This window comes from gamma proteobacterium symbiont of Axiagastus rosmarus (assembly GCF_059730925.1).
In genome coordinates, this window is record NZ_AP035925.1 from 3,475,975 (window position 1) to 3,498,087 (window position 22,113).

At 56.8% G+C, this 22,113-nt stretch carries 24 protein-coding genes, 1 tRNA gene, 2 pseudogenes and 1 riboswitch; of the genes and pseudogenes, 15 read left to right on the plus strand and 12 right to left on the minus strand.

What is annotated here, in order from left to right; genetic code table 11:
• Nucleotides 1-59 precede the first annotated feature (59 nt).
• Entirely contained in the window at nt 60-218 is a 159-nt protein-coding gene (locus AC6I8F_RS16450) for a hypothetical protein (protein ID WP_222986723.1), read from the plus strand.
• On the opposite strand, the pseudogene AC6I8F_RS16455 reads toward AC6I8F_RS16450, so the two are convergent.
• Nucleotides 146-327 (minus strand): annotated as a pseudogene (locus tag AC6I8F_RS16455) (glycoside hydrolase family protein); the annotation flags it as partial. The gene AC6I8F_RS16450 and the pseudogene AC6I8F_RS16455 sit on opposite strands and share 73 nt — an antisense overlap.
• Before the next feature lie 310 nt (nt 328-637).
• Here AC6I8F_RS16455 and AC6I8F_RS16460 point away from each other — a divergent pair.
• The 5 genes from AC6I8F_RS16460 (at nt 638) to AC6I8F_RS16480 (ending at nt 5,210) form a co-directional block, all read left to right on the plus strand.
• Nucleotides 638-1,819, plus strand: coding sequence for a methyl-accepting chemotaxis protein (locus AC6I8F_RS16460; protein WP_498028248.1), 1,182 nt, complete (start codon nt 638-640; stop codon nt 1,817-1,819).
• Nucleotides 1,820-2,384: 565 nt separating this feature from the next.
• The gene (locus AC6I8F_RS16465) at nt 2,385-3,929 is read left to right on the plus strand and encodes a methyl-accepting chemotaxis protein (protein ID WP_498027747.1); all 1,545 of its coding nucleotides are present in this window, start codon (nt 2,385-2,387) and stop codon (nt 3,927-3,929) included.
• Nucleotides 3,926-4,225: a hypothetical protein gene (locus AC6I8F_RS16470; protein WP_088515988.1), complete on the plus strand. Its 300-nt coding sequence runs from the start codon at nt 3,926-3,928 to the stop codon at nt 4,223-4,225. Before AC6I8F_RS16465 ends, AC6I8F_RS16470 begins: the two co-directional genes overlap by 4 nt.
• Before the next feature lie 190 nt (nt 4,226-4,415).
• Nucleotides 4,416-4,898, plus strand: a complete 483-nt coding sequence (locus AC6I8F_RS16475; protein ID WP_498012775.1) for a MarR family winged helix-turn-helix transcriptional regulator — start codon at nt 4,416-4,418, stop codon at nt 4,896-4,898.
• A gap of 108 nt (nt 4,899-5,006) precedes the next feature.
• Nucleotides 5,007-5,210 (plus strand): hypothetical protein, encoded by a 204-nt coding sequence (locus AC6I8F_RS16480; protein ID WP_254919464.1) that lies wholly within the window; start codon nt 5,007-5,009, stop codon nt 5,208-5,210.
• Nucleotides 5,211-5,259: 49 nt separating this feature from the next.
• Here AC6I8F_RS16480 and AC6I8F_RS16485 read toward each other — a convergent pair whose 3' ends face one another.
• Nucleotides 5,260-5,553 (minus strand): hypothetical protein, encoded by a 294-nt coding sequence (locus tag AC6I8F_RS16485; RefSeq protein WP_059009438.1) that lies wholly within the window; start codon nt 5,551-5,553, stop codon nt 5,260-5,262.
• A 907-nt stretch (nt 5,554-6,460) separates the two neighbouring features.
• Here AC6I8F_RS16485 and AC6I8F_RS16490 point away from each other — a divergent pair.
• From AC6I8F_RS16490 to AC6I8F_RS16500, 3 genes are all read left to right on the plus strand, one after another.
• Entirely contained in the window at nt 6,461-6,880 is a 420-nt protein-coding gene (locus tag AC6I8F_RS16490; protein WP_088515991.1) for a hypothetical protein, read from the plus strand.
• Between the two features lie 91 nt (nt 6,881-6,971).
• Nucleotides 6,972-7,175 carry an Hha/YmoA family nucleoid-associated regulatory protein gene (locus AC6I8F_RS16495; protein WP_059009433.1) on the plus strand — a complete coding sequence of 68 codons (204 nt, stop codon included), beginning with the start codon at nt 6,972-6,974 and terminating at the stop codon, nt 7,173-7,175.
• Nucleotides 7,176-7,574: 399 nt separating this feature from the next.
• On the plus strand, nt 7,575-7,937 hold the full coding sequence (locus AC6I8F_RS16500) for a VOC family protein (RefSeq protein ID WP_088515993.1): 363 nt from the start codon (nt 7,575-7,577) through the stop codon (nt 7,935-7,937).
• Between the two features lie 155 nt (nt 7,938-8,092).
• Here the strand turns inward: AC6I8F_RS16500 and crcB are convergent, their stop codons facing one another.
• The 6 genes from crcB to AC6I8F_RS16530 all read right to left on the minus strand — a co-directional run bounded on the left by crcB (nt 8,093) and on the right by AC6I8F_RS16530 (nt 13,562).
• Nucleotides 8,093-8,467 (minus strand): fluoride efflux transporter CrcB, encoded by a 375-nt coding sequence (gene crcB / locus AC6I8F_RS16505; RefSeq protein WP_176428076.1) that lies wholly within the window; start codon nt 8,465-8,467, stop codon nt 8,093-8,095.
• 2 nt (nt 8,468-8,469) lie between these two features.
• Entirely contained in the window at nt 8,470-9,177 is a 708-nt protein-coding gene (locus tag AC6I8F_RS16510) for a 2,3-bisphosphoglycerate-dependent phosphoglycerate mutase (RefSeq protein ID WP_088515995.1), read from the minus strand.
• A 43-nt stretch (nt 9,178-9,220) separates the two neighbouring features.
• Nucleotides 9,221-10,510, minus strand: coding sequence for a phosphopyruvate hydratase (eno, locus tag AC6I8F_RS16515; RefSeq protein ID WP_088515996.1), 1,290 nt, complete (start codon nt 10,508-10,510; stop codon nt 9,221-9,223).
• 15 nt (nt 10,511-10,525) lie between these two features.
• Entirely contained in the window at nt 10,526-10,951 is a 426-nt protein-coding gene (locus tag AC6I8F_RS16520; protein ID WP_498028249.1) for a universal stress protein, read from the minus strand.
• Entirely contained in the window at nt 10,948-11,856 is a 909-nt protein-coding gene (locus AC6I8F_RS16525; RefSeq protein ID WP_088515998.1) for a DHHA2 domain-containing protein, read from the minus strand. The genes AC6I8F_RS16520 and AC6I8F_RS16525 overlap by 4 nt, the downstream gene beginning before the upstream one ends.
• An 80-nt stretch (nt 11,857-11,936) precedes the next feature.
• Nucleotides 11,937-12,006, minus strand: a riboswitch (Fluoride riboswitch).
• An 887-nt stretch (nt 12,007-12,893) separates the two neighbouring features.
• Nucleotides 12,894-13,562 (minus strand): DUF3313 domain-containing protein, encoded by a 669-nt coding sequence (locus AC6I8F_RS16530; RefSeq protein WP_088515999.1) that lies wholly within the window; start codon nt 13,560-13,562, stop codon nt 12,894-12,896.
• 122 nt (nt 13,563-13,684) lie between these two features.
• Here AC6I8F_RS16530 and AC6I8F_RS16535 point away from each other — a divergent pair, with 122 nt between their 5' ends.
• Together AC6I8F_RS16535 and AC6I8F_RS16540 are read left to right on the plus strand one after the other, a co-directional pair.
• Complete coding sequence (locus AC6I8F_RS16535) at nt 13,685-14,173, plus strand: hypothetical protein (protein ID WP_498028250.1); 489 nt, start codon at nt 13,685-13,687, stop codon at nt 14,171-14,173.
• 82 nt (nt 14,174-14,255) lie between these two features.
• A complete protein-coding gene (locus AC6I8F_RS16540; protein ID WP_088516000.1) occupies nt 14,256-14,540 on the plus strand; it encodes a hypothetical protein in 285 nt (94 codons plus the stop codon).
• Nucleotides 14,541-15,243: 703 nt separating this feature from the next.
• On the opposite strand, the gene AC6I8F_RS16545 is transcribed toward AC6I8F_RS16540, so the two are convergent.
• Nucleotides 15,244-15,861 carry a TetR/AcrR family transcriptional regulator gene (locus AC6I8F_RS16545; RefSeq protein ID WP_088516002.1) on the minus strand — a complete coding sequence of 206 codons (618 nt, stop codon included), beginning with the start codon at nt 15,859-15,861 and terminating at the stop codon, nt 15,244-15,246.
• Between the two features lie 55 nt (nt 15,862-15,916).
• Here AC6I8F_RS16545 and AC6I8F_RS16550 point away from each other — a divergent pair.
• Nucleotides 15,917-16,312, plus strand: a pseudogene (locus AC6I8F_RS16550) (Mu transposase domain-containing protein); the annotation flags it as partial.
• A 281-nt stretch (nt 16,313-16,593) separates the two neighbouring features.
• On the opposite strand, the gene AC6I8F_RS16555 reads toward AC6I8F_RS16550, so the two are convergent.
• Both AC6I8F_RS16555 and AC6I8F_RS16560 read right to left on the minus strand, forming a co-directional pair.
• Nucleotides 16,594-16,737 carry a lipoprotein gene (locus AC6I8F_RS16555; RefSeq protein WP_369597186.1) on the minus strand — a complete coding sequence of 48 codons (144 nt, stop codon included), beginning with the start codon at nt 16,735-16,737 and terminating at the stop codon, nt 16,594-16,596.
• Between the two features lie 99 nt (nt 16,738-16,836).
• On the minus strand, nt 16,837-17,397 hold the full coding sequence (locus tag AC6I8F_RS16560; RefSeq protein ID WP_498028251.1) for a hypothetical protein: 561 nt from the start codon (nt 17,395-17,397) through the stop codon (nt 16,837-16,839).
• A 206-nt stretch (nt 17,398-17,603) separates the two neighbouring features.
• Between AC6I8F_RS16560 and AC6I8F_RS16565 the strand changes: the two genes are divergently transcribed.
• Both AC6I8F_RS16565 and AC6I8F_RS16570 read left to right on the plus strand, forming a co-directional pair.
• On the plus strand, nt 17,604-19,178 hold the full coding sequence (locus AC6I8F_RS16565; protein WP_498028252.1) for a TraI domain-containing protein: 1,575 nt from the start codon (nt 17,604-17,606) through the stop codon (nt 19,176-19,178).
• Between the two features lie 34 nt (nt 19,179-19,212).
• Nucleotides 19,213-20,172 (plus strand): tyrosine-type recombinase/integrase, encoded by a 960-nt coding sequence (locus AC6I8F_RS16570; protein WP_088516004.1) that lies wholly within the window; start codon nt 19,213-19,215, stop codon nt 20,170-20,172.
• Nucleotides 20,173-20,448: 276 nt separating this feature from the next.
• On the opposite strand, the gene AC6I8F_RS16575 is transcribed toward AC6I8F_RS16570, so the two are convergent.
• Nucleotides 20,449-20,524, minus strand: a tRNA-Phe gene (locus AC6I8F_RS16575).
• Nucleotides 20,525-20,717: 193 nt separating this feature from the next.
• On the opposite strand from AC6I8F_RS16575, the gene AC6I8F_RS16580 reads away from it, so the two are divergent.
• A complete protein-coding gene (locus AC6I8F_RS16580) occupies nt 20,718-22,043 on the plus strand; it encodes a methyl-accepting chemotaxis protein (RefSeq protein ID WP_159377334.1) in 1,326 nt (441 codons plus the stop codon).
• The last annotated feature ends 70 nt before the right edge of the window (nt 22,044-22,113 follow it).

Below are 22,113 nucleotides of genomic sequence, written 5' to 3' on the forward strand. Positions count from 1 at the left end.
CGTGAGTGTGCCAGTCCAGGCCATCACGGGCCAGGCCATTGATTCGCCTAAACCTCGGTTTGGACGATATCGCAAAAGCGGGGGTTGCGACCGGCGTAATGGCATGGCCGGGTTATGCGATACTGCCGCTTATCATCAATGGTGCAAAGGTCACCATGGTTGAGCCGCAGGCATTGCCGGTGCCGACGTTGAACGCCAGCGACACCAGCGCGTCGTAAACCTGCTGCGCGCCACGCAGCGCGCCAGTGCCGCGTCGACGCGTAACACGTTGGTGGTGAAGTTGCCCGCCGCCTGCCGCTCGGTGATCGTCTTGCCGGGAATGACGCCCAACCTGGCGTCCCACCCGTATTGATGCTCACAGGTAACGCTTCACCTCACGGTATCCGCGCGGCCTAAGTCCGGACTACCTTGTTCTGGCAGCTTCACACAGGCCCGTTGCCGATCCTGCATGTGCCAGTAGGCTACTGATGACGGAACATCAGGTTCCTCTCTGATTTCTTAGCGGAACAATTACTGAAGCGACTTTTTACGTCGCACGTCCAGAAACATTTCGTCGGTTGACTGAATTTTCGTCATCACACGCCGATATAGCGCCTGAAGCATATTTTGTGCCTCATTACGCTGACCAGGAGAAGTGATGTTCCGGAAATTATTAAAAAAAGCGCCTGCCGTAGAAAGGGCTGATACAATCACATCTGCAATACCGGCTGTTGAAACGGTCTGCGCAGATAACAGCGACACTCTGCTGCTGAAATGTCTGATGAATATCAATCAGACGTGCGTGTGGTACATTGAGGCACCTGACCTGCGGACTGATTCGCCCGCTTTCTTCTCACCTTCGGCCCGTCGTCTTTTAGGATTGTCTTCTCAGAAGGAATTTGGACTCGCCTCGCTGGTGCAGAGGGTTCATCCGGATCACAAAGACGCTTTCAGAAGTTTCATTCATTATGCTGTCAGCCACAGCGTCGTCGGTAATCCCCTACGATGCCGTATTAAAACAGATGCAAATAATTCTCAATGGTTCCTTCTCCGGGCTCAGTACAGCGCAGACTTTACGCCGCCCCGGCTGGTTGGCACTATTGAAAATATCGGGGGAGAAATCGAGCAGGCCCGCCTTTTCGATATCGTATCCACACGCTTTGACCTGTCCCGGGAAATGCTTAACGACGGACTCTGGGACCTCGATATTATCGGTGGAAATCCGCTCAACCCGGACAACGTATTCTGGTGGTCACCGCAATTCAGAAAGCTGCTTGGCTTTGAAACGACTGAAGAGTTTCCGGACGTAATGGAAAGCTGGGCATCACGCCTTCATCCGGAAGATAAACAGGCTGCGCTTGACGCGTTTGTCAGCCATCTCATGGACTTCAGCGGTAAAACCGGTTTTGATATCGAGTATCGCCTTAAACTGCGCAGCGGGGAATACCGGTGGTTTCAGGCCCGGGGCCAGACAAAGCGCGCGGCAGACGGGACGCCACTGCGTGCTGTCGGTGCGCTTATTGACATTCAGGGGCGTAAAGACCGGCTGCAGCACGAAGAAAGTGAAATCAGGCGGAATATCCAGACAGCTGAAACCGCTAAAGAAATTGCGGAACTGGTATCTGAAAACGGAAGCATTGCAGCGCAAATTAAACTCATTTCGCTCAACGCAAGTATTGAAGCCGCAAGGGCCGGAATACACGGCAGGGGATTTTCTGTTATCGCCAGCGCTATCAGGGGGCTGGCCGAAAGAACAGCTGACATCACCGGGCAGATTTCCCGCCTGCAGATGCGCATAAAAAGTTTTGCTGCGGACACTGACAAATCAGACATACGCTGATCGTCCGGCATTATGTGTGTTCATATCAGCCAGCCGCCTGCTCTGCCCTGTTAGTAGGTGCGGGATCCCATTAATGACCCGAGAGGCTGCTTTTGCAGATGCAGTGAGGTAAGTCCTACTACGAACGGGGCGGGGCTCAGGCGATGTGTTGCCGGCAGACAGGTCATGGTTACCTCTTCAGCCAGCCGGTTTCCGCAGAGCGTGCAACCGATCTGACTGCATCCGGTCCGGTTACGGTTTTCGGTGCCGGCAGCACTTTACCGGCAAGTAAGGCTGCATAGCCTTTAGCCGGGTGGGCTGAACGAGCCCTGCCGGTGCGTCACGGCACGCCCGGCTAAGCAGGGTCTATGGAACATTCACCCGGTGTCGGCCTGACCGGCTCAGGCATGCCGGGACCATCCGCTGACGGGTGTTATTACCGTGCGCAGCAGGATATTCAGGTGATGTGGTTGCCTGCCACGACAGTGAAAAACTATATTGCGTGCAATTTTGTTGCGCTCAACCCTACTGAATCAACGCTTTCTGCCGATACCCCTTCACCAAACAAATGTTTCCCGGAGAACTGATGAAAATTTCAACACGCCTCAGCGCAGGATTTGGTTTGCTTATCCTGCTTTTTATCCTGTGCACAGCTATCGCCGTTCACGCACTGTGGCAGGCCAGGGAGGGGATGAACGACACCGTCGACGTGAAGATGAAGCGCTTTGCACTGGTCGTGGACATACGGAACGGCGTGCGCGACATGGCGATTGCCGCGCGCAACCTGGCCCTGCTGTCTGACCCGGCACAGATGCAGCCCGAGTGGCAGCGCCTGACTGCTCAGCGTGATGCGTATATCCGTAATCGTGAGCAACTGCAAAGAAGCATGTCCGGCAACGTTACCGCTCAGGGGAAGGCTGCCCTGGAGAAAGTGCTTTCAGCGGAGGGAGCCGCACTTTCCACCCTGATGACGGCCGGAAAGCTGGGGCTGGATAACCGCCAGCAGGAGGCTACCGCGTTTCTGATGGCCACCGCCCGGCCGGCGCAGAAGGCTTTACTGACACCCCTTGATGACCTGACGGACATTGAGATGCAGCTGAGCCGGGATACGGTATCTGAAAATAGTGCCCGCACCGCCCGGACGGCCGCTATCCTGTCGGGCCTGGCCCTGCTGTCCGTTCTGCTGTCGGTGGCAACCTGTTATCTGCTCGTCCGCATGCTGATGCGCCAGCTGGGCGGTGAACCTGCTCAGGCCCGCGCGCTGGCCGCCGCCATCGCCGCCGGTGACCTGACCTCTCCGGTCACGCTGCGCCGCGGCGATACTTCCAGCCTGCTTGCCTCGCTGGAAGGCATGCAGGCTAACCTGCGCGGGCTGGTGTCGCAGATTAAGGATGCGTCCGCCTCGGTGGCGCTCGCCGCAGACGAAATTTCGCAGGGAAATACCGAGCTTTCCTCGCGCACTGAGCAGCAGGCTGCCGCCCTGCAAGAGACGGCAGCCAGCATGGAGCAGCTGACCGCCACGGTGAAAAGCAACGCGGCCGGTGCGCACCAGACTGCGGGCACGGCGCGCGAAACCGCCTCGCTGGCCCGCGCGGGTGAGGCTGACGTGCAACGCATGTCGGAGACCATGAACGAGATCTCGCTGAGCGCGGTCAGGGTCCGGGACATCACCTCGGTCATTGAGGGCATTGCTTTCCAGACCAACATTCTGGCGCTCAATGCGGCCGTAGAGGCCGCACGCGCCGGCGAGGAGGGCCGGGGGTTTGCCGTAGTGGCGGGGGAGGTCAGGTCACTTGCCCAGCGCAGCGCCAGCGCGGCGCGGGACATCAAGCTGCTGATTGAACAGGCCGTTTCCCAGGTCGAAGGCGGCGTGGCCGCGGCCGCCGGCACGGGAGAGAGTATCCTGAGGGTTGTCAGCATGGTGGGCGAGCTGGCAGACGCCATGGACAGCCTTTCCCTCTCCTCCGGCGAGCAGATGCAGGGTATCTCTCAGGTCAGCATCGCCGTCAGTCAGATGGACGGAGTGACGCAGAATAACGCCGCCCTGGTGGAAGAGTCCTCTTCGGCATCGCAGTCGCTGTCAGAGCAGGCCCGTGCCCTGCTCGGCATGGTGGAGACCTTCCGCGTATGACGTACGATAGCGATACTGTATTCGCCGGCCCGGACCGGATCACCTCTCTTAAGGCCGACGTGGACGCGCTGTTACGGCAGCTCAGCGAGGGGGAATACCTTAGCATAGACACGTTTGCCAACAACTGGGTGCACCTGACAGCCCTCTATGCCAGAATCCAGGCACAGATGAACGACCGGGTCCTGATGGACCGGATGGTCCGCACGGATCTGCTGCTGACCGCAGACCTGATAGCAGTAGGCCGGATGATTATGGTGATAAACAACTTTATGCGCTGTGCGGCCGCCACGCGCTGAACCGGCCAGCCGCTTCACGTTGACATCAATTTAATCTGACCCAATACTGTGCGCGCCCTGATGGGGCGCAGAATCGCTGCTGTCCGGCCGGTGAGGCAGACTGACTGACAGAAGCGTGTCCGGCGCCCTGAACCGCTGGCCGGTGCATGCTGTCACGCCGCACCCGGCCCCATCCGGAAAACGTGATGATATGAAAGATGACATTCCAGCAAACTGCGATGCGGTTCCTGCCGCAGCGGCACCTGAAACCATTGACCAGTTTCTGTGCTTTGCGCTTTACTCGGCATCCCTTGCCATGACGAAACTCTATCAGCCCCGGCTGAAGCCGCTGGGCCTGACCTATCCGCAGTACCTGGTGCTGCTGGTGCTGTGGGAAAAGGATGGCCTGACGGTCTCCGAGGTCGGCGCGCGCGTACGGCTGGACTCCGGCACGCTCAGCCAGCTCCTGAAGCGTCTGGAGAAGATCGGCGTTATCTGCCGGCAGCGCGACATGCAGCATGATGAGCGGCGCGTGCTGGTTTTCCTGACGGAGCAGGGCCGCCGGCTGAAGATAACGGCCGCCGGCGTGCCCGCGGATATGGTGTCGGTGATGGATACGGCCTGTGATGAGCTGGGTGAGCTGACCAGCCGGGTCGCCGCGCTGCGGGAAAAGCTGGCGCGTGCCCGCACATGATACCGCTTCTCGCCGGGTGCGGGAAACATCATAACCCCGCCGGGTGACCCGAATGACGTCGTTCCCGGCGATATAAGCACGACACCAGTTGTGCGTCAGGAGTATGAATTGGGTAGCGACAGTCCGGATAATACGGAAAGCATTGCGTCAGTAATAGGGCAGGCCGTCTCGGCCCTGCTGAAGTCAGGAAAAGAGGTGGGCATGCAGCAAATCCTGACCGTCCTGGAGCAGGAGGCCGCGCGGTCGGTGGACGGCCGTAAAAAGCTTTACGATCGGGCGATCCGCGTCGTCGCCGGAGACACGGATGGATGATGCGGACTCAGCAGGCCACCGGCTGACACACAGCCGGATGGCCGGTGAATCAGTGCCTGAACGCTGCACCCGGGACGGTTACGTCAGCCCGTTCCGGGTCATCTGTCCGGTTCAGGACGCGGCCGGCGGCACCGTCCTGATGCTGCCTGCGTAATGCCCCTTCGGCTTCGCGGATGGCGGAAAAGGTTGCCTTTCTGCAGCCGGCATCCTTTTCCGTCATCAGCATCTGCTGCAGCCGGAGGAGCAGCGTTATCTCATTAACCGGTTCTTTCTCTCTGAGTAAAAAAAGCACCGCCTCACCGAGCTTCGTGTCGGCCCGTTTTTCATCTTCTGTTCTGTACATTACGTTGCACCACATTCCTGGTTTCAGTCAGGGCAGATGCCTGCCTTGCCGGTATCTGCCGGAGAACTCTGCCACCAATGGTAGCCTCTGCCACGGTATGTTCAACCTGAAATTAATGCACCGTCCGGCAGGGCGTATCATCCCTCCGCATGCGCAACCGTTCCGCTGGTTGCCTCCCTGAACTGTCAGTATATAATACTAACCTTATGATGAAATTGATTTTTTTCAGATGTCAGAATGATATGAGATGTTTCCCGTAACGAATTTTCCCGCCGCCGGCGGTTTTTTTTCCTGATGTAATGTAATACCCGGCCGGCTCTGTCATTTCTGCTGGTTCGCTTGCGTAACCTTCAGGCCGGAGTGCCCGTCGTTATGCGAGCGGCACCACAGCTGCCCCCGGAGAGAGCAAACCATACGCTGATCATGCGCAGCAGGGCGTTGGCGGCAACCGCCCCCTGCCCGAACATGCTCTGGTTGACGTAGCTGATGGCTTCAAAGGAGATCAGCCAGCCTACCGGACGTGCTCCGGTCGATGATTGCGTTAAGCGGTCGCCTGCGGGCTTCCGGCACTGCGGCGTAAACGCTAGCCCCCCTTGCCTCGGCATAGAGTTGCTCCTGCCCGATGATATGACGCATGAGCAGAGCCTGTCCGCGATGTTAATTGCGGAGCCGCTGGCAGGCGCCTGAAGATACTGTTTATTCTCATGTTCAGCAGGCGTCATAGCGGGTCCATGGCACCTGCTGAATAACTGAAATTGTTGTTACGTTGTGTGACATCCACGTACTGGTCTGGCGGTCTCTCCTGTGGCATCTATACTTTTCCACCCAGGATTAATCTCAGTCACCGTAGCATTTATGCCCGGGACCCGCGATGGACTGCCTTTCACACACCAGAAAGAGGTAAGACATGTATATTCGACTGGATCTCTTTGCCGAGATGCTCGGCATCCGGCCGGGCGACCTGCTACAGGCGACGCGCACGGACGGGGTGCTGGCAGGCTTTACTCTCCCCCGACGTCGTCAGGTGCGCGGCGCTGCCGTGATGTTCCTGCAGGAGGAGGCTGTAGCCTTCTTAAAGCAGTGGCAGACGCGTTCATCTGTACCCTCTGCTCCGGATGCCGATGAGCCGCTGGTATCACTGGACGCATTCGCTCGCCAGGCCGGTATCGCGCCGCTGGCACTCTGGCAGGCTGCCAGTGCCGGAAAACCGCTCCGGGGCATTGCCCTGCCCGTGGCTATCAAATCTTACGGCAGCCATCTGATGTTTTCCGCTGCGGCCGTTGAGTTATTTACCGCCGAGTACCGATGCTGTTTATCGAAAAAGTAAGGTAAATCAGCTTATTGCCAGTTTTTATTTTTGCCGGATAGTCTCATTATCCGGCCCCTTCGCTGACTCTTAATTAACATGTGGAATATGGATGAACCGTACCGAATGGCTGCTAAAGTTCCGGCGATACCAGAATCTGGAAACGCTGGAGAGGGTTTATGAGCACCTGAGCTATACCGGCGACCCTGATGAAGAATTTGCGATGACGTCGGCTTATGACCATCGAAAGGCCGAGCTTGCCGCTGGCAAGCTGTTTGACCGGGTACCCAGGCACATCTGGCAGTACGTAAAGTAATCTCCTTCTGGCGCCTTTCTCATAGTGCGGCTCTCTCTCGGCCGTTTAGCTGGCGATGGTTGATAAGTAGCGGCAATTTCCGAAGGAGCTGGCCAGCGATATCAACAGGCTGCTGCGGGAGGGCCGTGAGAAAGGGCTGCACGCCTACCTTCCCGGCCAGCCGGACTAACCCTGGCGGGCCGGTAACGGCAACCTGAAGGCTCAGAACGACCTGTTCCGGCGGCAGCACGCGCTGCACGTGGTCAAGCTCACCTTCTGGATATATCAGGTGCTGGCAGAGAGCGAGTGGAGCGACCGCAGGCAGTTGCGCCTGAGCCTAGCCATGTCCGGCATCTACCTTAACCGTAACGGGCTTGTTTCAGGCTTTGATGAGCATGGCCAGCAGCGTATGGCCATGTCGTGGTCGATGACTATGATCGTGCAATTGAGTTCTACACCGATAAGCTGGGCTTTACCCTGATTGAGGACACGCCGCCGCCGGGTAAGCGCTGGGTCGTGGTTACGCCGGACCCTGACAGCGACTGCGCTATTCTTCTTGCCCGCGCGTCGAACGACCGGCAGGAAGGCTTTATCGGCAATCAGTGCGGCGGACGGGTTTTTCTGTTTCTGCAGACCGACGACTTCTGGCGCGATTACAATACTATGAAGGCAAAAGGCGTCCACTTCTGTCAGGAGCCGCGGGAGGAAGAATACGGAATGGTTGTCGTGTTTGAGGACCTCTATGGCAATCGCTGGGACCTTTACCAGAACAGGCAGACCTGAAACTCTGTTACGACAGTGTCCCGAGCATTACAGGCGTAACCCTGTCGGGTCAGGCCTGCAGAGAGCGCTTCTGAACAATATACTGAACTGTCTGACCTCAGTGCAGCGGTCGTTGCACTGAGGTCTCCCCTGGATTAAAGGCCGTACGGTCCGGGTTAAGCACACAGCGTCATGATATAAAATCCTGCCGCCGTCATGGCCAGCGAACCCAGCACGTGCATCAGCACCGAGGCGGCTGCCCAGGCATAGCTGCCGGACTGCAGCAGGGCAAAAACCTCAGCTGAAAATGTGGAGAAGGTCGTCATTCCGCCACACAGCCCGGTGGTAATGAGCAGCCGCCAGGCCGGATCGAGGCCGGGATGGCGCAGAAAATACGCCAGCGCCGACCCGATGATAAATCCACCCAGCAGGTTGACCAGCAGCGTCCCCGGCGGCAGGTCCGGAAAAAGCGCGTTCAGGCGCGCGCCCAGCTGCCAGCGGATAACACACCCTAAAGCACCGCCGGTGATGACGGCAAAAAGCTGATTCACGTTCACTCCTTTTTTTTAATATTCAGAACATAACGGCACACGACCTGTGCGGCCGCATCCATCTGGTATACGGCCGGCACGCCGGTCGGGATATGCAACTGTGCCACGCTGTCGTAGGGCATGCCGTCCAGAAAGACGGTCAGGGCGCGCAGCGTGTTGCCGTGCGCCACGATCAGAACGGTACTTCCGCAGCGCAACTGTGGCACCACAACGTGGTGCCAGTACGGCATGACGCGACGCAGGGTCATTTCCAGGCTTTCCGTTGCAGGCAGGTCGGCCAGCGCAACGCGGCGGTAGCGCGGGTCCCGACGCAGCTGCGCCGGAGCCTCCGCGTCCGCGGGCGGAATACCGCTGAAGCTTTTGCGCCAGAGCCGCACGGTCTCTGCGCCCATCAGCCGGGCAGCCGCGTCCTTGTTCAGCCCCTGCAGCGCACCGTAGTGGCGCTCGTTCAGCCGCCAGCTTTTTTCCACGGGCGTCCAGCTGCGGTCAAGACGGTCCAGCACCCGCCAGACCGTATGAACACAGCGCGTCATCACCGAGGTGAAGACCCGGTCGGGCATCAGGCCCGCTGCCCGCAGCGCGTCACCGGCCCGGTCGGCCTCCTGCCGCCCCCGGTCCGTCAGCGGCACGTCCGTCCATCCGGTAAAAAGGTTTTCCCGGTTCCACTGGCTTTCGCCATGACGCAAAAGGATCAGCGTTGCAGGTGCCACAGGCAGTGCTCCCGTGCCGGACGGGGACCGTCCGGCGGATGCATTACGTGCGGCGCACAAACGCATGAAGCCCCGCGTAGTGCGCATCGTCACCCAGCGCCTGCTCGATGCGCATCAGCTGGTTGTACTTTTCCACGCGTTCGCCGCGGCACGGCGCGCCGGTTTTCAGGTGTCCCGCGCGCAGTGCCACCGTCAAATCTGCAAGGAACGTGTCCGTCGTTTCCCCGCTGCGGTGGGACATGAACGCGCCCCAGCCGTGCCGCTGGCAGAGCGCCACGGCGTCCAGCGTTTCGCTGAGCGAGCCTATCTGATTGAGCTTAATCAGCGCGGCGCTGGCGAGGTTTTCGTCTATGCCGCGCTGGATGTACTTCACGTTGGTGACAAAAAGGTCGTCGCCAACCAGCTCGGCCCGGCCCGCGAGCTGCTGGTGCAGATGCTTCCAGCCCGCCCAGTCGTCCTCGGCCAGGCCGTCTTCCAGCAGGATGACCGGAAACTGGTCCATCAGCTCGCCGTAGTACGCCGTCATTTCCGCCGCGCTCAGCGCGCTGCCCTCGGTGCGCAGATGATACTGACCGTCAGCGTAAAACTCACTTGATGCGGGGTCCATGCAGATGCTGATGTCCTCTCCGGGCCGGTATCCCGCCTTCTCAATCGCCTGTACGATAAACGCCAGCGGGTCGCGGTTCGACGACACGGCGGGCGCAAAGCCGCCTTCATCGCCCACTGCCGCCGAGAGGTTTTTGTCCAGCAGGATCTGGCGCAGCGCCTGGTAGACCTCGCTGCCCTGACGTACGGCCTCGCGCAGCGTGGGCGCGCCGTGCGGGGCTATCATAAACTCCTGGAAGTCCGCGCCCTGACCGCGGGCGTGCACGCCGCCGTTGATGATGTTCATGCACGGCACGGGCAGCAGGTTCGCCTGCAGGCCCCCCAGGTAGCGCCACAGCGGCTCGTGCGAGGCCTGAGCCGCCAGCCGGGCCACCGCCAGCGACACGCCCAAAATGGCATTGGCACCCAGGCGACTCTTGTTCTCCGTGCCATCCAGCGCCAGCATGATGTTGTCCAACTGACGCTGTTCGCGCACGTCGCTGCCGCGCACGGCCTGGCAGATTTCCGTATTAACCGCCCTGACGGCATCCAGAACGCCTTTGCCGCCAAAACGGTGTGCGTCATCGTCGCGGCGCTCTGCGGCCTCGCGCGACCCGGTGCTGGCCCCGGAAGGCACCGAGGCGCGCGCCATCATCCCGTCCGCGGTCCGGGCTTCGACTTCAACCGTGGGGTTGCCGCGCGAGTCAAGAATTTCCCGGGCGGTCACGTTATCCAGTGTAAAATGCATGGTGTTTCTCCCGGTTCAGTCAGTCAGGTGAGTGATAAGCACATCCACCGTAAGGTGGTTGATGTATTCCGCCGAGCGGGAGGTGAGCATTCCCATAAAGCGGTTGCGGTGCCCGGCAAGCACGAGGTCCACGCCCAGCTCCGCGATGCACCTCTCCACGTCCTCAAAACGGTGCATGGTGACCAGTTCCCGCGTATCGACCGCCTCAGACACTGAAGCCGCCAACTCGCTCAGAAACGCTTTAGCCTTCACCACCTCCTCCGACACGACGTCGTCCAACAGGCTGTCGGACACGTAGTTCATCTCCCGGTAGTCGTCGCTGATGTGCGCCAGGGTAATTTTCATGCCGAGCGGCTGCGCCAGCGCGACCGCCCGTTTCAGCAGAAGGGTGCCGTCGTCTTTATCATTCACAAGTATCAGTGCGTGGGTGTAGCAGGTCATAATGAACTCCCGTTCTGGTTAAGGCGGGACTCAAGCCACGGCAGAAGCTGTTTTTTGCGGCTGAGCATGCCCGGTACGGAGCAGGAGGCGGCGTTAACGCTTTCCCGCCCGGCGAAGTAAAGCGTTGAAAACCCGGCGCGAATGTCGGTCAGCATCAGCACCGCCAGGCCGGCACCCGACTGGTCAGCCAGATACGCCAGGGCAGCAAGCAGGTCGTTCATCACGGGGGCAACCTGTGTCGGTGAGCTGACCTCAATCTGGGCTATGCGCACGTCGGTGCCGGCAATGACGAAGGACTTGAGGTCCCTTTCCAGCAACTGCTGTGCGCTGAGGCCGCTGACGTCTGTTTTGGCGGCGAGAAGGTCACGGGCGAAGGCTCTGCGGTTTACGCCGGACAGCACGCCCAGTTCGGTCGCCGAACGGATATCGTCTTCGGTGGTGGTCGGCGAGCGAAGATTCACGGTGTCACTCAGGAGCGCGCCCAGCAGAAGCACGGCGAGCGTCGGGGGCAGCGCGCGGCGCGTTTCTGCGTCCATCAGCAGCCAGAGCAGCGTGGCGCTGCTGCCAATCGGGCAAATATGTACCTCCGGCGGCAGTTGCGTTACCAGCCCGCCCAGCCGGTGGTGGTCAGTGATGCCCACGACGTTGCTCCGGAGTAGGTCGTCAGGCCCCTGCGCCGGCTCGGTGAAATCAACCAGCCAGACCCGTTCATCCTTCAGAGGAAATGCGAGCAGCGGCGGCAGCGCAAGACCGGCGGCGTCAAAGATAAAGCAGGTTTCGCGGTTAGCCTCGCCGAGACGCCATGCCCGGGCGTCCATGCCGCGCCCGGTCAGCCAGTGCGCGGCGACGACGGCCGTGCAGATGGCGTCACTGTCAGGATTGATGTGGCCAAAAACGTGTATCACAGATACCTCCCCGTAGAAGGGAAGCACGCAGGCCGGGAAGAAAGTAAGGGACGGCCTGACGCGCCTCCTGTAAATCAAGAGTCACATCAGGCGTCATCAGCTCCGGAACGGAGCGGTTGGAGAGGGTGGTACGCCATCACCCTGTTACCTGATTATAGAGTGCGACAGAAAACCTGTCAGCACTTTTCTGGCGTCGAACTCAGCCCGCCTAGCGCCGGCCACGACCACTACGCATAGCGCGGGCGGATACGCCAGCACGTCCCCAGCCAGGCGCTGCCTGTGCGGATTTCCAACGCTGACCGCCATTTCTGAGACCTGTCGCTGAGGCGGGGGGCCGTATTCCACAGTCTGCTGTCCTGACGTGTAATGCTGGCTTCCGCCAGTTCCCCATGGGTTCTGCTGGACCTTTCCTGGATATCTCGCGATACGAAACGCGGTGGCAAGCTTCAGCGTGACAATGGTGGAATGCCCTGCGAGAAGGCAAAGCCCATTATCCCAGGTTGACGGGATGCTTTAACAGACGTACCCCACAATTACCTGTATTTATATCATGACGCTTCTCTTCTGCTTTTCTTCCCCCCTCCACCTACAGTGTGACTTTCCGCTGTCATGGTTTTCACCCGATAGAGATGGTCGTCAAGCCTCTCAACACACACGCCAGGTTCACCCCTACCAGTTAATTCCGGATTGCCGTCGTCGCCCGCATATCTTTCCCGGGAATGCTCGTCAGGGATAACACTACCGTCCCCGGCTAGGGTTAAGAGCGTACGCCCCCCTCCTGTAATAATCTCACGACGGAGATGGGCCGCCTGCCACCGGCTGCCTGTAACGGTCGTTTCCCGGAGCCACAGCTCACGAAAGCGGAATACGCCTCTGGTCAGGCTCGCAATCTCATCCAGCGTATAGCTGTCCAGAAGTTTCAAAGTCTGCCTCCCATGTAGTCCTGACCCGGGCCGGAACGGCCTGACAAGAATATCTGTCAGCATATGCAGGGGCACTTACTAACTAACAGCAAACCGTTTCGGTTGTCGCCTGCCTCAGCGAAGTTTTTCCAGCAGTTGCTCCGCGCCTTTGTCCACCCCGGTCTCTGCCGCGCTCATTGAGCCAAACGTTGCACCCACGTTCATGGCGTTGGGGTACTGCTCCGCCACGTAGGCCAGCAGAAGCTCGCCGGTCGCTGCATCTTTTACTTCCACCGCATAGTTGACGTATCCGCTCATCAGGCCGCGGCCTCCTCGCACGGACTGGACGATATTGTACGGGCCGCCGGCCAGGTCGAACTTCGTGAAAGTCCCCACAACCTGAGGCGTCGTGTCCGCGCCGGTCAGCGTCAGCTTAAGCCGGAGAGAAGGCGCGTTCCCGGCGTGGGTGTTTGCGGTAAATTTTTCCGCCAGCACTTCGGCGAACTTTTTCTGCATGTAGTCTGCCAGATTGCGCCGGTCTTCCTGGGACAGGTCATTGAACTGCGCGTCGCTGCCGCTATAGATTTCGACGGGGTCGATGATGATACTCCGGTATTTACTCCAGTCAACGGGCGCGGCGTAGCGGAACGGGATCCGGTCGCTGTCATCAGCCGTGTTGGGGGTCATCCGGGACGTGGACTCAATGCCGGAATATTTTACCGGTGAGGTGGACGAACACCCCGCAGCGGCAATGACGGCGGTCAGGATAAGCGTACGGAACAGCTGTTTTGTCAGGCAAACCATAAAATATTCTCCGGTTACTTTTTAAAATAATGAACTGTACGGTTCAGTTAATATGGTTTATCCTGACTCTGTCAAGAGAATGTTTCATTTCGTGTCTGTAACTTTCATACGAGGAGTACAGCATGCTTTACATTTACCCGGAATTTTCGTCATCAGGCGCCACTCACCGAGCCCGTTCTCAGCAGGTGATCGTGCCGGCACTTAAGGAGGACGTGCCGGAGCCCAGGCGGGAAGAGAGCGATGGGCGCGCTGGTTTTATCTGGACTCTACCGCTTCGCTATTCCGGCCTGCCGGTGCGGCGGAGGCTGATAAGAATGATGCTGACGCTGCAGAAATGCGGCGAAACCAGGGGCCCGCCTCACTGCAGGGGACGGGACACCTTTTTTACGCCGGCAGCGGATTATGCCCGGAGCGTTATTGATACGGCAATGCTGCGCGGAGAGCTGCGCTGCCGGCCCTCCGGCGAAATGGCGCGCGCCTACCTGACGCAGACGGAGGAACTGTTGAACCTCATGGCCGGCGTTCAGCAGGTTAAGGTACTGCTCCGCAAAGAGGTCAGGCGCAGAACGGCTGATTTTCTGCTCCAGTATGCGGCACGTGTAGAAGCATGAAGTCGCTGCTTATCAGAGCCGCTCTGGCGCTTATTTTTATTGCCGGCGGCGTCCTCACCGCATTTGACGTCAGGATCGCCTAATGAATGGCTGTCTGATAGCGGAGACGCTGGAAAATACGCCGCCGCGGCAATGGTTCGTGTATGGAGCCATGCTGATAACCGTGGCATTCGCCCTGCTGAGAACCGCCGGTAACCTCAGGGAGATATACCGCCTGCGCCAGTTCGGGAAGTTGCGGGCCAGATACTATGCCGTCAGGGTATGGGGGGTCTCATCAGAACCGCTGAGGATATTCCTGGTGGCGGAATGCCTTGTCGTGGATGCGCTGTGTGCGCTGCTGGTGCTTAGCGACGTCACTCTCTGGTGAAAAACCACAGCACCGGTCTCGAACTGTACGGTTCGCCAGCTTGAGGGCACCATCAGCGATAACTTTACATGAAGGGGAATACATTTGATTGAGAAACTGACAGGGATTAATACCGATGCCTCCTGGGGGACTGGAATACGCTAAGCATTCTGATTTTATTTGGCGTCCTGGCTGCGACCGTGATGATTATGTGGTGGCGCGTCATCAGTAATATTACAGAAGTCGTCCACATACGGCGCCTGAAAGCCCGACGTGGGCGAAAATATGCTGAAGGCGCCTGGGGAGTCCGTCAGAACTCGCTTATGAAGCTGCTTGTTACTGAAACCCCAGTGGCTCTCGCCATCAGCGCCTTGATTGTACTCATGCTGACGGAGGCGTCATTCTGACCGGGTGCAAACAGCGCCAGAAAAAACCCGCCGGAAGGCGGGCCTGAAAGGTTCAGATGTGGCTGCCGACGGAAAGACACCCGGAGAGCATCAGCACGGCCATGCCGGTGATGAGGCTGTAAACAAGACGCATGTCAGTTCCTCAGAATAAAGAAACGCAGCCGCTTAGCAGAAGTGACCCCATGGTCAGACCTGCTACCATAATAAAACGATTAAGCATTAACTTACCTCCATAAATAAACTGTACGTATCAGTTTATTTATGGAGTCAAATTTGTCAATGGGTTTTATTGAATCGTCCGAGGCCGTCTCGCTTTGTCAGCGCGGTGACGTGCCCGACAGAAACACGTTTACAGCACTTCGCACCATGCCGACAATATCATCGTGCGTGTAAGCCGGCATGTGATGACGGAGAAAGAGCTCGTCAGCCTCGGCCTTCACTAGCGCAGAAAACTGTTTCGCACGTAGTTCGGGGCTGGAGGGCAGAAGGTCGCCCGCTTCAATATGCTGCTCCATCAGCGCCGCCAGGGCGTTCATGCTTTCCCGGACGCCGGACTCATAAAAGATATCACCGATGCCGGAATGGCCCGCCTCGCCGATGACCATGCGATACAACTGAAGTCCCTTCCAGTCCGACGTCATGGCACCCAGCATGCCTTCGCCAAATCGCTGCAGCCTGTCAGGCAGAGGAAGATGGCGGCTGTCCTGACTGCACAGATCATCTGCAGCGCGCGTCAGAAAGTTGGTGCCGTAGGCCCTGACGACGGCCTCAAGAAGGCTTTCCTTGGAGGCAAAGTAGTTATAAAGCGTGGCTTTGGAGCATTCTGCTGTTCTTGCCACTCCTTCCATGGAGGCGCGTTCATACCCCTGCTCAAGAAAGACGGTCGTGGCAGCGTTCAGGATGTCAGTTCGTTTTTGTTCGGTCAGCGTTCGCATATTATTTCTCCCTGTAGAAGAAATTATATTAACAGAACCACCTGGTTCATTAAAGACACGCATTCTTGATGCCCGCCCGTATAAACCGAAGGATAATCAGAAAGCAGAAAACGGCGTGCTCATCGTGGAAAGGTGGCTGCTGGCGCGCATCCGCGGTGAGACCTTCTACACGCTGAGGGCGCTAAATACGCGCCTGCACGAGCTGCTGACGGACATGAACAACCGTCCGATGAAAGCCTACGGCAACCAGAGCCGCGCTGAGCCCTTCCGCGAGCTGGACGCAGCCGCACTCTCAGCGCTACCGCTTTCGCCGTATGGATAAACCGAATATAAGTCAATTTAGGTGGGCCCTTACTACCGCGTCGAATATGTCCGTCACTGGTACTCCGTACCGCACGAGCTTGCAGAACAACGCCTGTCGCTGAAGGCGGGCCAGACAGTGGTCCAAGTGTTGTTCCTTATTAGAAGATATATAGGTTGCTGTGATAAAGCTCTCTTTGCTGTTCCCCCGAACATCGAGAGTCAGGCGGTCATTTCCTGCCAAGTTCCGACTCATGCGACAGTAGCTACCCGGCTGTGCCTGCCAACTGGTGCCTTCGGCGATCGCCGATGCTGACCAGCCTGCATTACCCTGACAGCTGTTACGTGCGCGGAGAGATCGATGTCAGATACAAACCCGTAATGCTGTTTAAGGTTCATAGCAGGCGTATCAAGAGGACCCGGGCCAGACTTTCACACCGTATTATTGCGTGTTGCCGACTCTTCGTTGCCTGTTACCGGTTGCTGACTGACAGGGTTGAGATAGCTTGTGAGGTTATTGCCGCTGCAGCCGGTTAGCGTTATTAAAAGGGTCATAATGGAGAGAATTTTTTTCATATTAACAGCCTGTGGAATGAAGGGCTGCACATGATCGTTCAATTCGAATGCATGTGTGTAGTCAGTGTGAACATTCCCTAAACGCCCTAACACCAGAAATTATTTTTCCGACCAGGAAGATTTACGCCGTAGTATCAGCACGGGCCAGTCACTACGGAATTCCGTGCGCCAGCGCCACTGCCGGAAGAGAATTTCCAGTTGCATCAGCGCTCTCATCGCCGGTGTAAAAGGGATACGGTAAGTGTGGTGATGGACGGTGAGTCCACCTTCAGCGATACAGGCCAGCATCCGGCGGGCACGAATGTCGGTCAGAAGGTGCGAGGAGATGATAACGATGTGGTGCTTTTCCAGAGCCTGTCGGGTTGACGCCTTCACGCCTTGCCAGAACTGATGGACCCGCTCTGGCGTCAGATCTGTGGTGGGCTGCCAGGGGGCGAGGTGCACCCACGCCCGACTGCGACGATGGCGGATCAGCGTCAGCGCCGGTCTTAACTGCCGCTCTGCCCATGCGAGCGGGCGAAGCAGAAAGGGAAGACAGAACAGCAGCACCCATACCAGATAAAACCCGGTGGAAGTGCCCTGGAGGGGGAAACTCAGGCTCAAAGACCCGCACAGTGCCAGCCAGATCATAAAAAAAAACAAAACAAAGAATTGTTGCATACGATGGCTCGCGATACCGGTGTAATCAGAGGTATGCAGGAAAGCATCACGGTGTTACCAGATCACCCTGAAAATCTGAAACCACTTCTGAACATTTTAACAAGCAGGATTTCTGTCAGAGACGGTTACGGGTTTCCGGTTGAAATTGTCCGTAGAGCTTTTAGCTTAGCGTCATATTCAGCAGGCATATTCCGGCGGAGGTGACGGTGATTGGACTTAACTGGTTAACAGGCAGAGGCAGACAGGAAAGCCAGCCGGGAGAGAGACTCTCTAAGGGAGACACGTCATCCCGGCCTGTTGCTGACGGTAGCTGGCACCCTGCTCAGACGGGAAGTGTGCTACTGCAGACAAACGAAAACCGTCGCCTCATCAGGGTGCTGACAGAAAACAGCCCGTTTTCAAAAGAAGTCACTGAAGCCTGGTGGCTCAGGCCTCTGGAGGAGATGGCGGCAAGGGTGCAGACCTGCCCGGCAGCCTGGTACGGCCCGTACTCTGGTCCCGGAGGATTTAATGAACTCAGCCTGAACGTAGCCGCGCGTGCGGTCAGGCTGGTCCGTGGCATGATGCTGCCACCGGGCGCCACGCCTGAAGAACAGGCTGAGCAAACTCCCGGCTGGGTCTGTGCTGCTTACTGGGCAGGGCTGTTCCATCATCTGCCCTGGCTGATGCAGATGGAAGGGGCTCTGAAAAACGGTCGGGTCTGGTATCCCGGTCTTAGCGTGCCTGGAGAGCAATGGCGGGTCAGACAGACCATAGAACCATCAGGCGAGATGAACTGCGTATTTGTGGCGCTAAGACTATTGCCTGAGGCGGCCCTGCTGTGGCTTCAGCGCTGGCCCGTTCTTACTGATACGCTCCTGCTATTTCTGTCGGGACGCCGTGCTGAAGCCGGGATATTAACCAGTATTGTTAACGATGCCCTGAGCAGCTGCGGTCTTTCAAATGAGACCGTAATGTCCGGGCAAAAACCTCAGCAGGTATCTCTGGTTAATATCACATCAGTTACAGACCATACCCCCCCGAAATTATATGAAGTAATACCTAACTCATTGTCCAGTCTCGATAATGCGGAAGGTCCTTTAGTGCCAATTAAAACTGGAGTTTCAGACTACAGTTCTGTTCAGGAAAACGAGTTGTCGCCTGAGAAGATTATCCCACCTGCGCCTTTACTGGAGCTGGAATCCGCACTCACAGCTGAGGAACCGCTGCTTTCTGCAGAAAACGCCATCAGTACGGGAGAAGAAGTGCAGATGCAGGGATCTACGGAGAATCTTCTGTCATTGCTTGATTTAATGGCTGAAGGGAAAACTGCTACGGCAATGGATAATTCTTCTGCGGATAATCGTCCAGCCACGCCAATTACAACTGATGTGTTTCATTCTGATGAAAAGAGGAAAGATAAGGGAGAAGAATCGGGTGTGCTCTTTCTTGAATGGATCAGGGACAGCATTGAGGACGGCACGCTGAGCGTAAATCAAAAGGACAGTCTGCTTCACGTTCTGGCGCAGTTTGTTTTTGTAGTCTCACCGGCCTGTTTTTACCGTTACACCACGACTGCAGGAGGCAGTGATACGGATAAGGCCAGACTACAAAAAAGTTTTGAGGCACTGAACGTACACCATTCACGAAATGGTAAGGGGTTATTCCATTACCATCAATACGATACGCCGGATAAGAGCGGTCGTTTTACAAAAGTGTCAGGCTATATGATTAATGCCGACATTTTATTTAAAAAAGGGAGCTGTCCTTCGGACAGCACATGGCTTTCAGCCAGAAAATGACTGGCTGGGGAGAATTTATAAAACTGAGGTCAAAATGAAAGATTCATGTTCATTTGATGAACTTATTGAAGGATATTTTTTTAGTAAAACTCTTCGTGTTGCAACTGAATGGAGTTACAGAAAAGTATTAAAGACTTTCCTTAATTTTGCTGGAGCAGCCATATCTCCTGCTGATGTTGATGACAGGTTGGTTTTAAACTGGCGCAGACATGTGATTAATGTGGAGGGTCTGACAAAAACCACTTGGAACAATAAGCTCACTCACATGAGAGCATTATTCAACTTTGCGATTGAAGAAGGTTATATTTCGGCAACCAAAAATCCCTTTAATGGCAAGATTGCACGGCCAGATGTAAAGCGAAAGAAAACCCTGACTGATATCCAGATTAATAAAATATATCTTTTAATGGAGGCCAGGGAGGCGGATGAACAGTATGGTAAAAACTATAACTACAGGTCGGCATTGAGGCCTGCATGGTTCTGGCTTACCGTGCTGGATGCTTTACGAAGGACAGGGATGAGGCAGAATCAGCTTCTGCATATACGATTATGTGACGTTAATTTTTTGCATAACTGGATAAGCCTTCGACCGGAAGGAGCAAAAAACCATCGCGAGCATCTTGTTCCGATCACGCGTCATCTGAGACCAAGATTAGAAATGCTTTATAACCGTTCTCTGGAAAGAGGAGCAAAGATGGAGGATCAGCTTTTCAATTTATCCCGATTTGATGGTCGCAGAAATGAGACAAGTGAAAACATGGATAATCCACCATTGCGTGCTTTTTTTCGCCGGCTTTCAAATGAATGTGGTTTTGTTGTGAGTCCTCATCGATTCCGGCACACCATAGCTACAAATCTGATGAGTATGCCTGACCGAAACCTGAAAATGGCTCAGGATCTTCTGGGCCATTCAACGCCTGCAGTCACTCTGCAATACGTTGAGAGCGACATCAACAAGGTCAGGAGCGTTCTCGAACAGCTGGAGGTGGCCTAAGAGTAATCTTAAGTCAAATCTTAACGATATGATTCTAAAAGAGGAAAAAAAGGGAGGCAAACCTTTACAAAAGATTGACAGAAAACATTTCTAAAGGTAAACACGATGCTGAAGTATTTTTTAAGGATGTGAGAAGTCCAGAGGATGCAGCAACATCCTCCGGACTTTAAGTCCCGTGTTCAACAATGGTGCGGTAAGCAAACTACCAACATCATGCTGGGGACCACTGTCATGCCCGTTAAGGATCTCAACCCCTAACGAACAGGCTCTGAAGAGTGGTGCCCGGAGGCGGAATCGAACCACCGACACGGGGATTTTCAATCCCCTGCTCTACCGACTGAGCTATCCGGGCAACGGGGCGCATTAAACCTTACTCGCGCCGTACCGTCAAACGCTTTTCGGTAAAAATCAGCTGACTGCTGCCTTTTGCAGCAACCGCCGGACCCGATGGTAAAAACCTGCGCAACCGCGTCATTTAGCGGTGAATTTTTAGCCACTCACGCCGATAACCGTGCTGACATCCCATAACCATAATAAGGTCCACCATGTTCAGCACTATTACATCGGGAATCCTGTCGCGCCTCGCGTGGCAGAAACGCAGTCACAGCAGCGCAACGCTCAGTTCGCTGCAGGAGGCCATCGCCATGGTTGAGTTTACGCCTGATGGTCACATCCTTACCGCCAACGCGCTGTTTTTGGAGCGCATGGGCTACACGCTGGCAGAAATTGTCGGCCAGCATCACAGCCTGTTCTGCACGCCAGATATGGTGCAGTCACCGCAGTATCGCGAGTTCTGGCAGCGTCTGAATCGCGGCGAAGGCTTCAGCGATAAGTTTTTGCGCGTGGCGAAGCACAGCCGTCCGATCTGGCTGGAAGCCAACTACGTACCGGTGCAGGATCGCCACGGTCGGGTGATTAAAATCGTTAAGCTGGCGAGTGATATCACCGCACGCATCATGGATGCGCAGGAGCAGCGCGCCATGACCACCGCCATTGAGCGCTCGATGGCGGTGATTGCTTTCAACCTCAAAGGTGAAGTGCTGATGGCCAACGATAACTTCTTTAATACCATGGGCTATCGCGCTGATGAGATCATCGGTCGCCATCACAGCCTGTTCTGTCCGCCCGAAATGCGCACCAGCGAGGCCTATCGCCGCTTCTGGCACAAGCTCAATCAGGGTGAATATATCTCCGGCCAGTTCGAGCGCGTCAATAAGCAGGGCAACACCGTCTGGCTGCGCGCCACCTATAATCCGGTGTTTAACAGCGCCGGCGAGCTGTACAAAGTGGTGAAGTTCGCCACCGACGTTACCGCGCAGGTGGAAAAAAACCAGCTGGAGCGCGAAGCCGCGCAGCAGGCCTGGCAAACCGCGCTGCATACCAGCGAAAGCACACAACAGGGTGCAGCCGTCATTGAGAACAGCGTGCAGAATATCAATGCGCTGGCCAGCGAACTGCACGGTATTTCTGGTAATATTAATGACCTAAGCGACTCTTCCGATCGCATCGGCGCCATCGTGGAGAGTATTCGCCGTATTGCCGACCAAACCAATCTGCTGGCGCTCAATGCGGCGGTGGAAGCCGCGCGCGCCGGTCAGCATGGCCGCAGCTTCGCCGTGGTTGCCAGTGAAGTGCGCACCCTCGCGGCGAACATCAATCGCGCCACCAGCGAAATCGAGAATCGGGTGAGGCATAACCACCTGCTGGCGGATAAGGCGCAGAAAGGCATCGCTTCGAACCTGAAACGTGCCGATCAGGGCGTAGTGCTCGCGCAGCAGGCGGGCGGTGTGATTGCCGAAATTCGCGGCAGCTCCAGTGAGGTGGTGCGCGCCATCAGCAACGTCGCCGATGCGCTAAAAGCCCCGCAGTAAGCGCAGCAGCGTGCGCTGGCCGGCGGTGACATAAAAGTGTCATCGCCGTGCCGTAACCTAAGATTATTCC

Bases quoted from the DNA above. Each gene is read 5' to 3' on its own strand.
- AC6I8F_RS16460 (WP_498028248.1), top strand. From the start codon at position 638: ATGTTCCGGAAATTATTAAAAAAAGCGCCTGCCGTAGAAAGGGCTGAT.
- AC6I8F_RS16465 (WP_498027747.1), top strand. From the start codon at position 2,385: ATGAAAATTTCAACACGCCTCAGCGCAGGATTTGGTTTGCTTATCCTG.
- AC6I8F_RS16470 (WP_088515988.1), top strand. From the start codon at position 3,926: ATGACGTACGATAGCGATACTGTATTCGCCGGCCCGGACCGGATCACC.
- AC6I8F_RS16475 (WP_498012775.1), top strand. From the start codon at position 4,416: ATGAAAGATGACATTCCAGCAAACTGCGATGCGGTTCCTGCCGCAGCG.
- AC6I8F_RS16485 (WP_059009438.1), bottom strand. From the start codon at position 5,553: ATGTACAGAACAGAAGATGAAAAACGGGCCGACACGAAGCTCGGTGAG.
- AC6I8F_RS16490 (WP_088515991.1), top strand. From the start codon at position 6,461: ATGTATATTCGACTGGATCTCTTTGCCGAGATGCTCGGCATCCGGCCG.
- AC6I8F_RS16495 (WP_059009433.1), top strand. From the start codon at position 6,972: ATGAACCGTACCGAATGGCTGCTAAAGTTCCGGCGATACCAGAATCTG.
- eno (WP_088515996.1), bottom strand. From the start codon at position 10,510: ATGCATTTTACACTGGATAACGTGACCGCCCGGGAAATTCTTGACTCG.
- AC6I8F_RS16520 (WP_498028249.1), bottom strand. From the start codon at position 10,951: ATGACCTGCTACACCCACGCACTGATACTTGTGAATGATAAAGACGAC.
- AC6I8F_RS16530 (WP_088515999.1), bottom strand. From the start codon at position 13,562: ATGGTTTGCCTGACAAAACAGCTGTTCCGTACGCTTATCCTGACCGCC.
- AC6I8F_RS16535 (WP_498028250.1), top strand. From the start codon at position 13,685: ATGCTTTACATTTACCCGGAATTTTCGTCATCAGGCGCCACTCACCGA.
- AC6I8F_RS16540 (WP_088516000.1), top strand. From the start codon at position 14,256: ATGAATGGCTGTCTGATAGCGGAGACGCTGGAAAATACGCCGCCGCGG.
- AC6I8F_RS16545 (WP_088516002.1), bottom strand. From the start codon at position 15,861: ATGCGAACGCTGACCGAACAAAAACGAACTGACATCCTGAACGCTGCC.
- AC6I8F_RS16555 (WP_369597186.1), bottom strand. From the start codon at position 16,737: ATGAAAAAAATTCTCTCCATTATGACCCTTTTAATAACGCTAACCGGC.
- AC6I8F_RS16560 (WP_498028251.1), bottom strand. From the start codon at position 17,397: ATGCAACAATTCTTTGTTTTGTTTTTTTTTATGATCTGGCTGGCACTG.
- AC6I8F_RS16570 (WP_088516004.1), top strand. From the start codon at position 19,213: ATGAAAGATTCATGTTCATTTGATGAACTTATTGAAGGATATTTTTTT.
- AC6I8F_RS16580 (WP_159377334.1), top strand. From the start codon at position 20,718: ATGTTCAGCACTATTACATCGGGAATCCTGTCGCGCCTCGCGTGGCAG.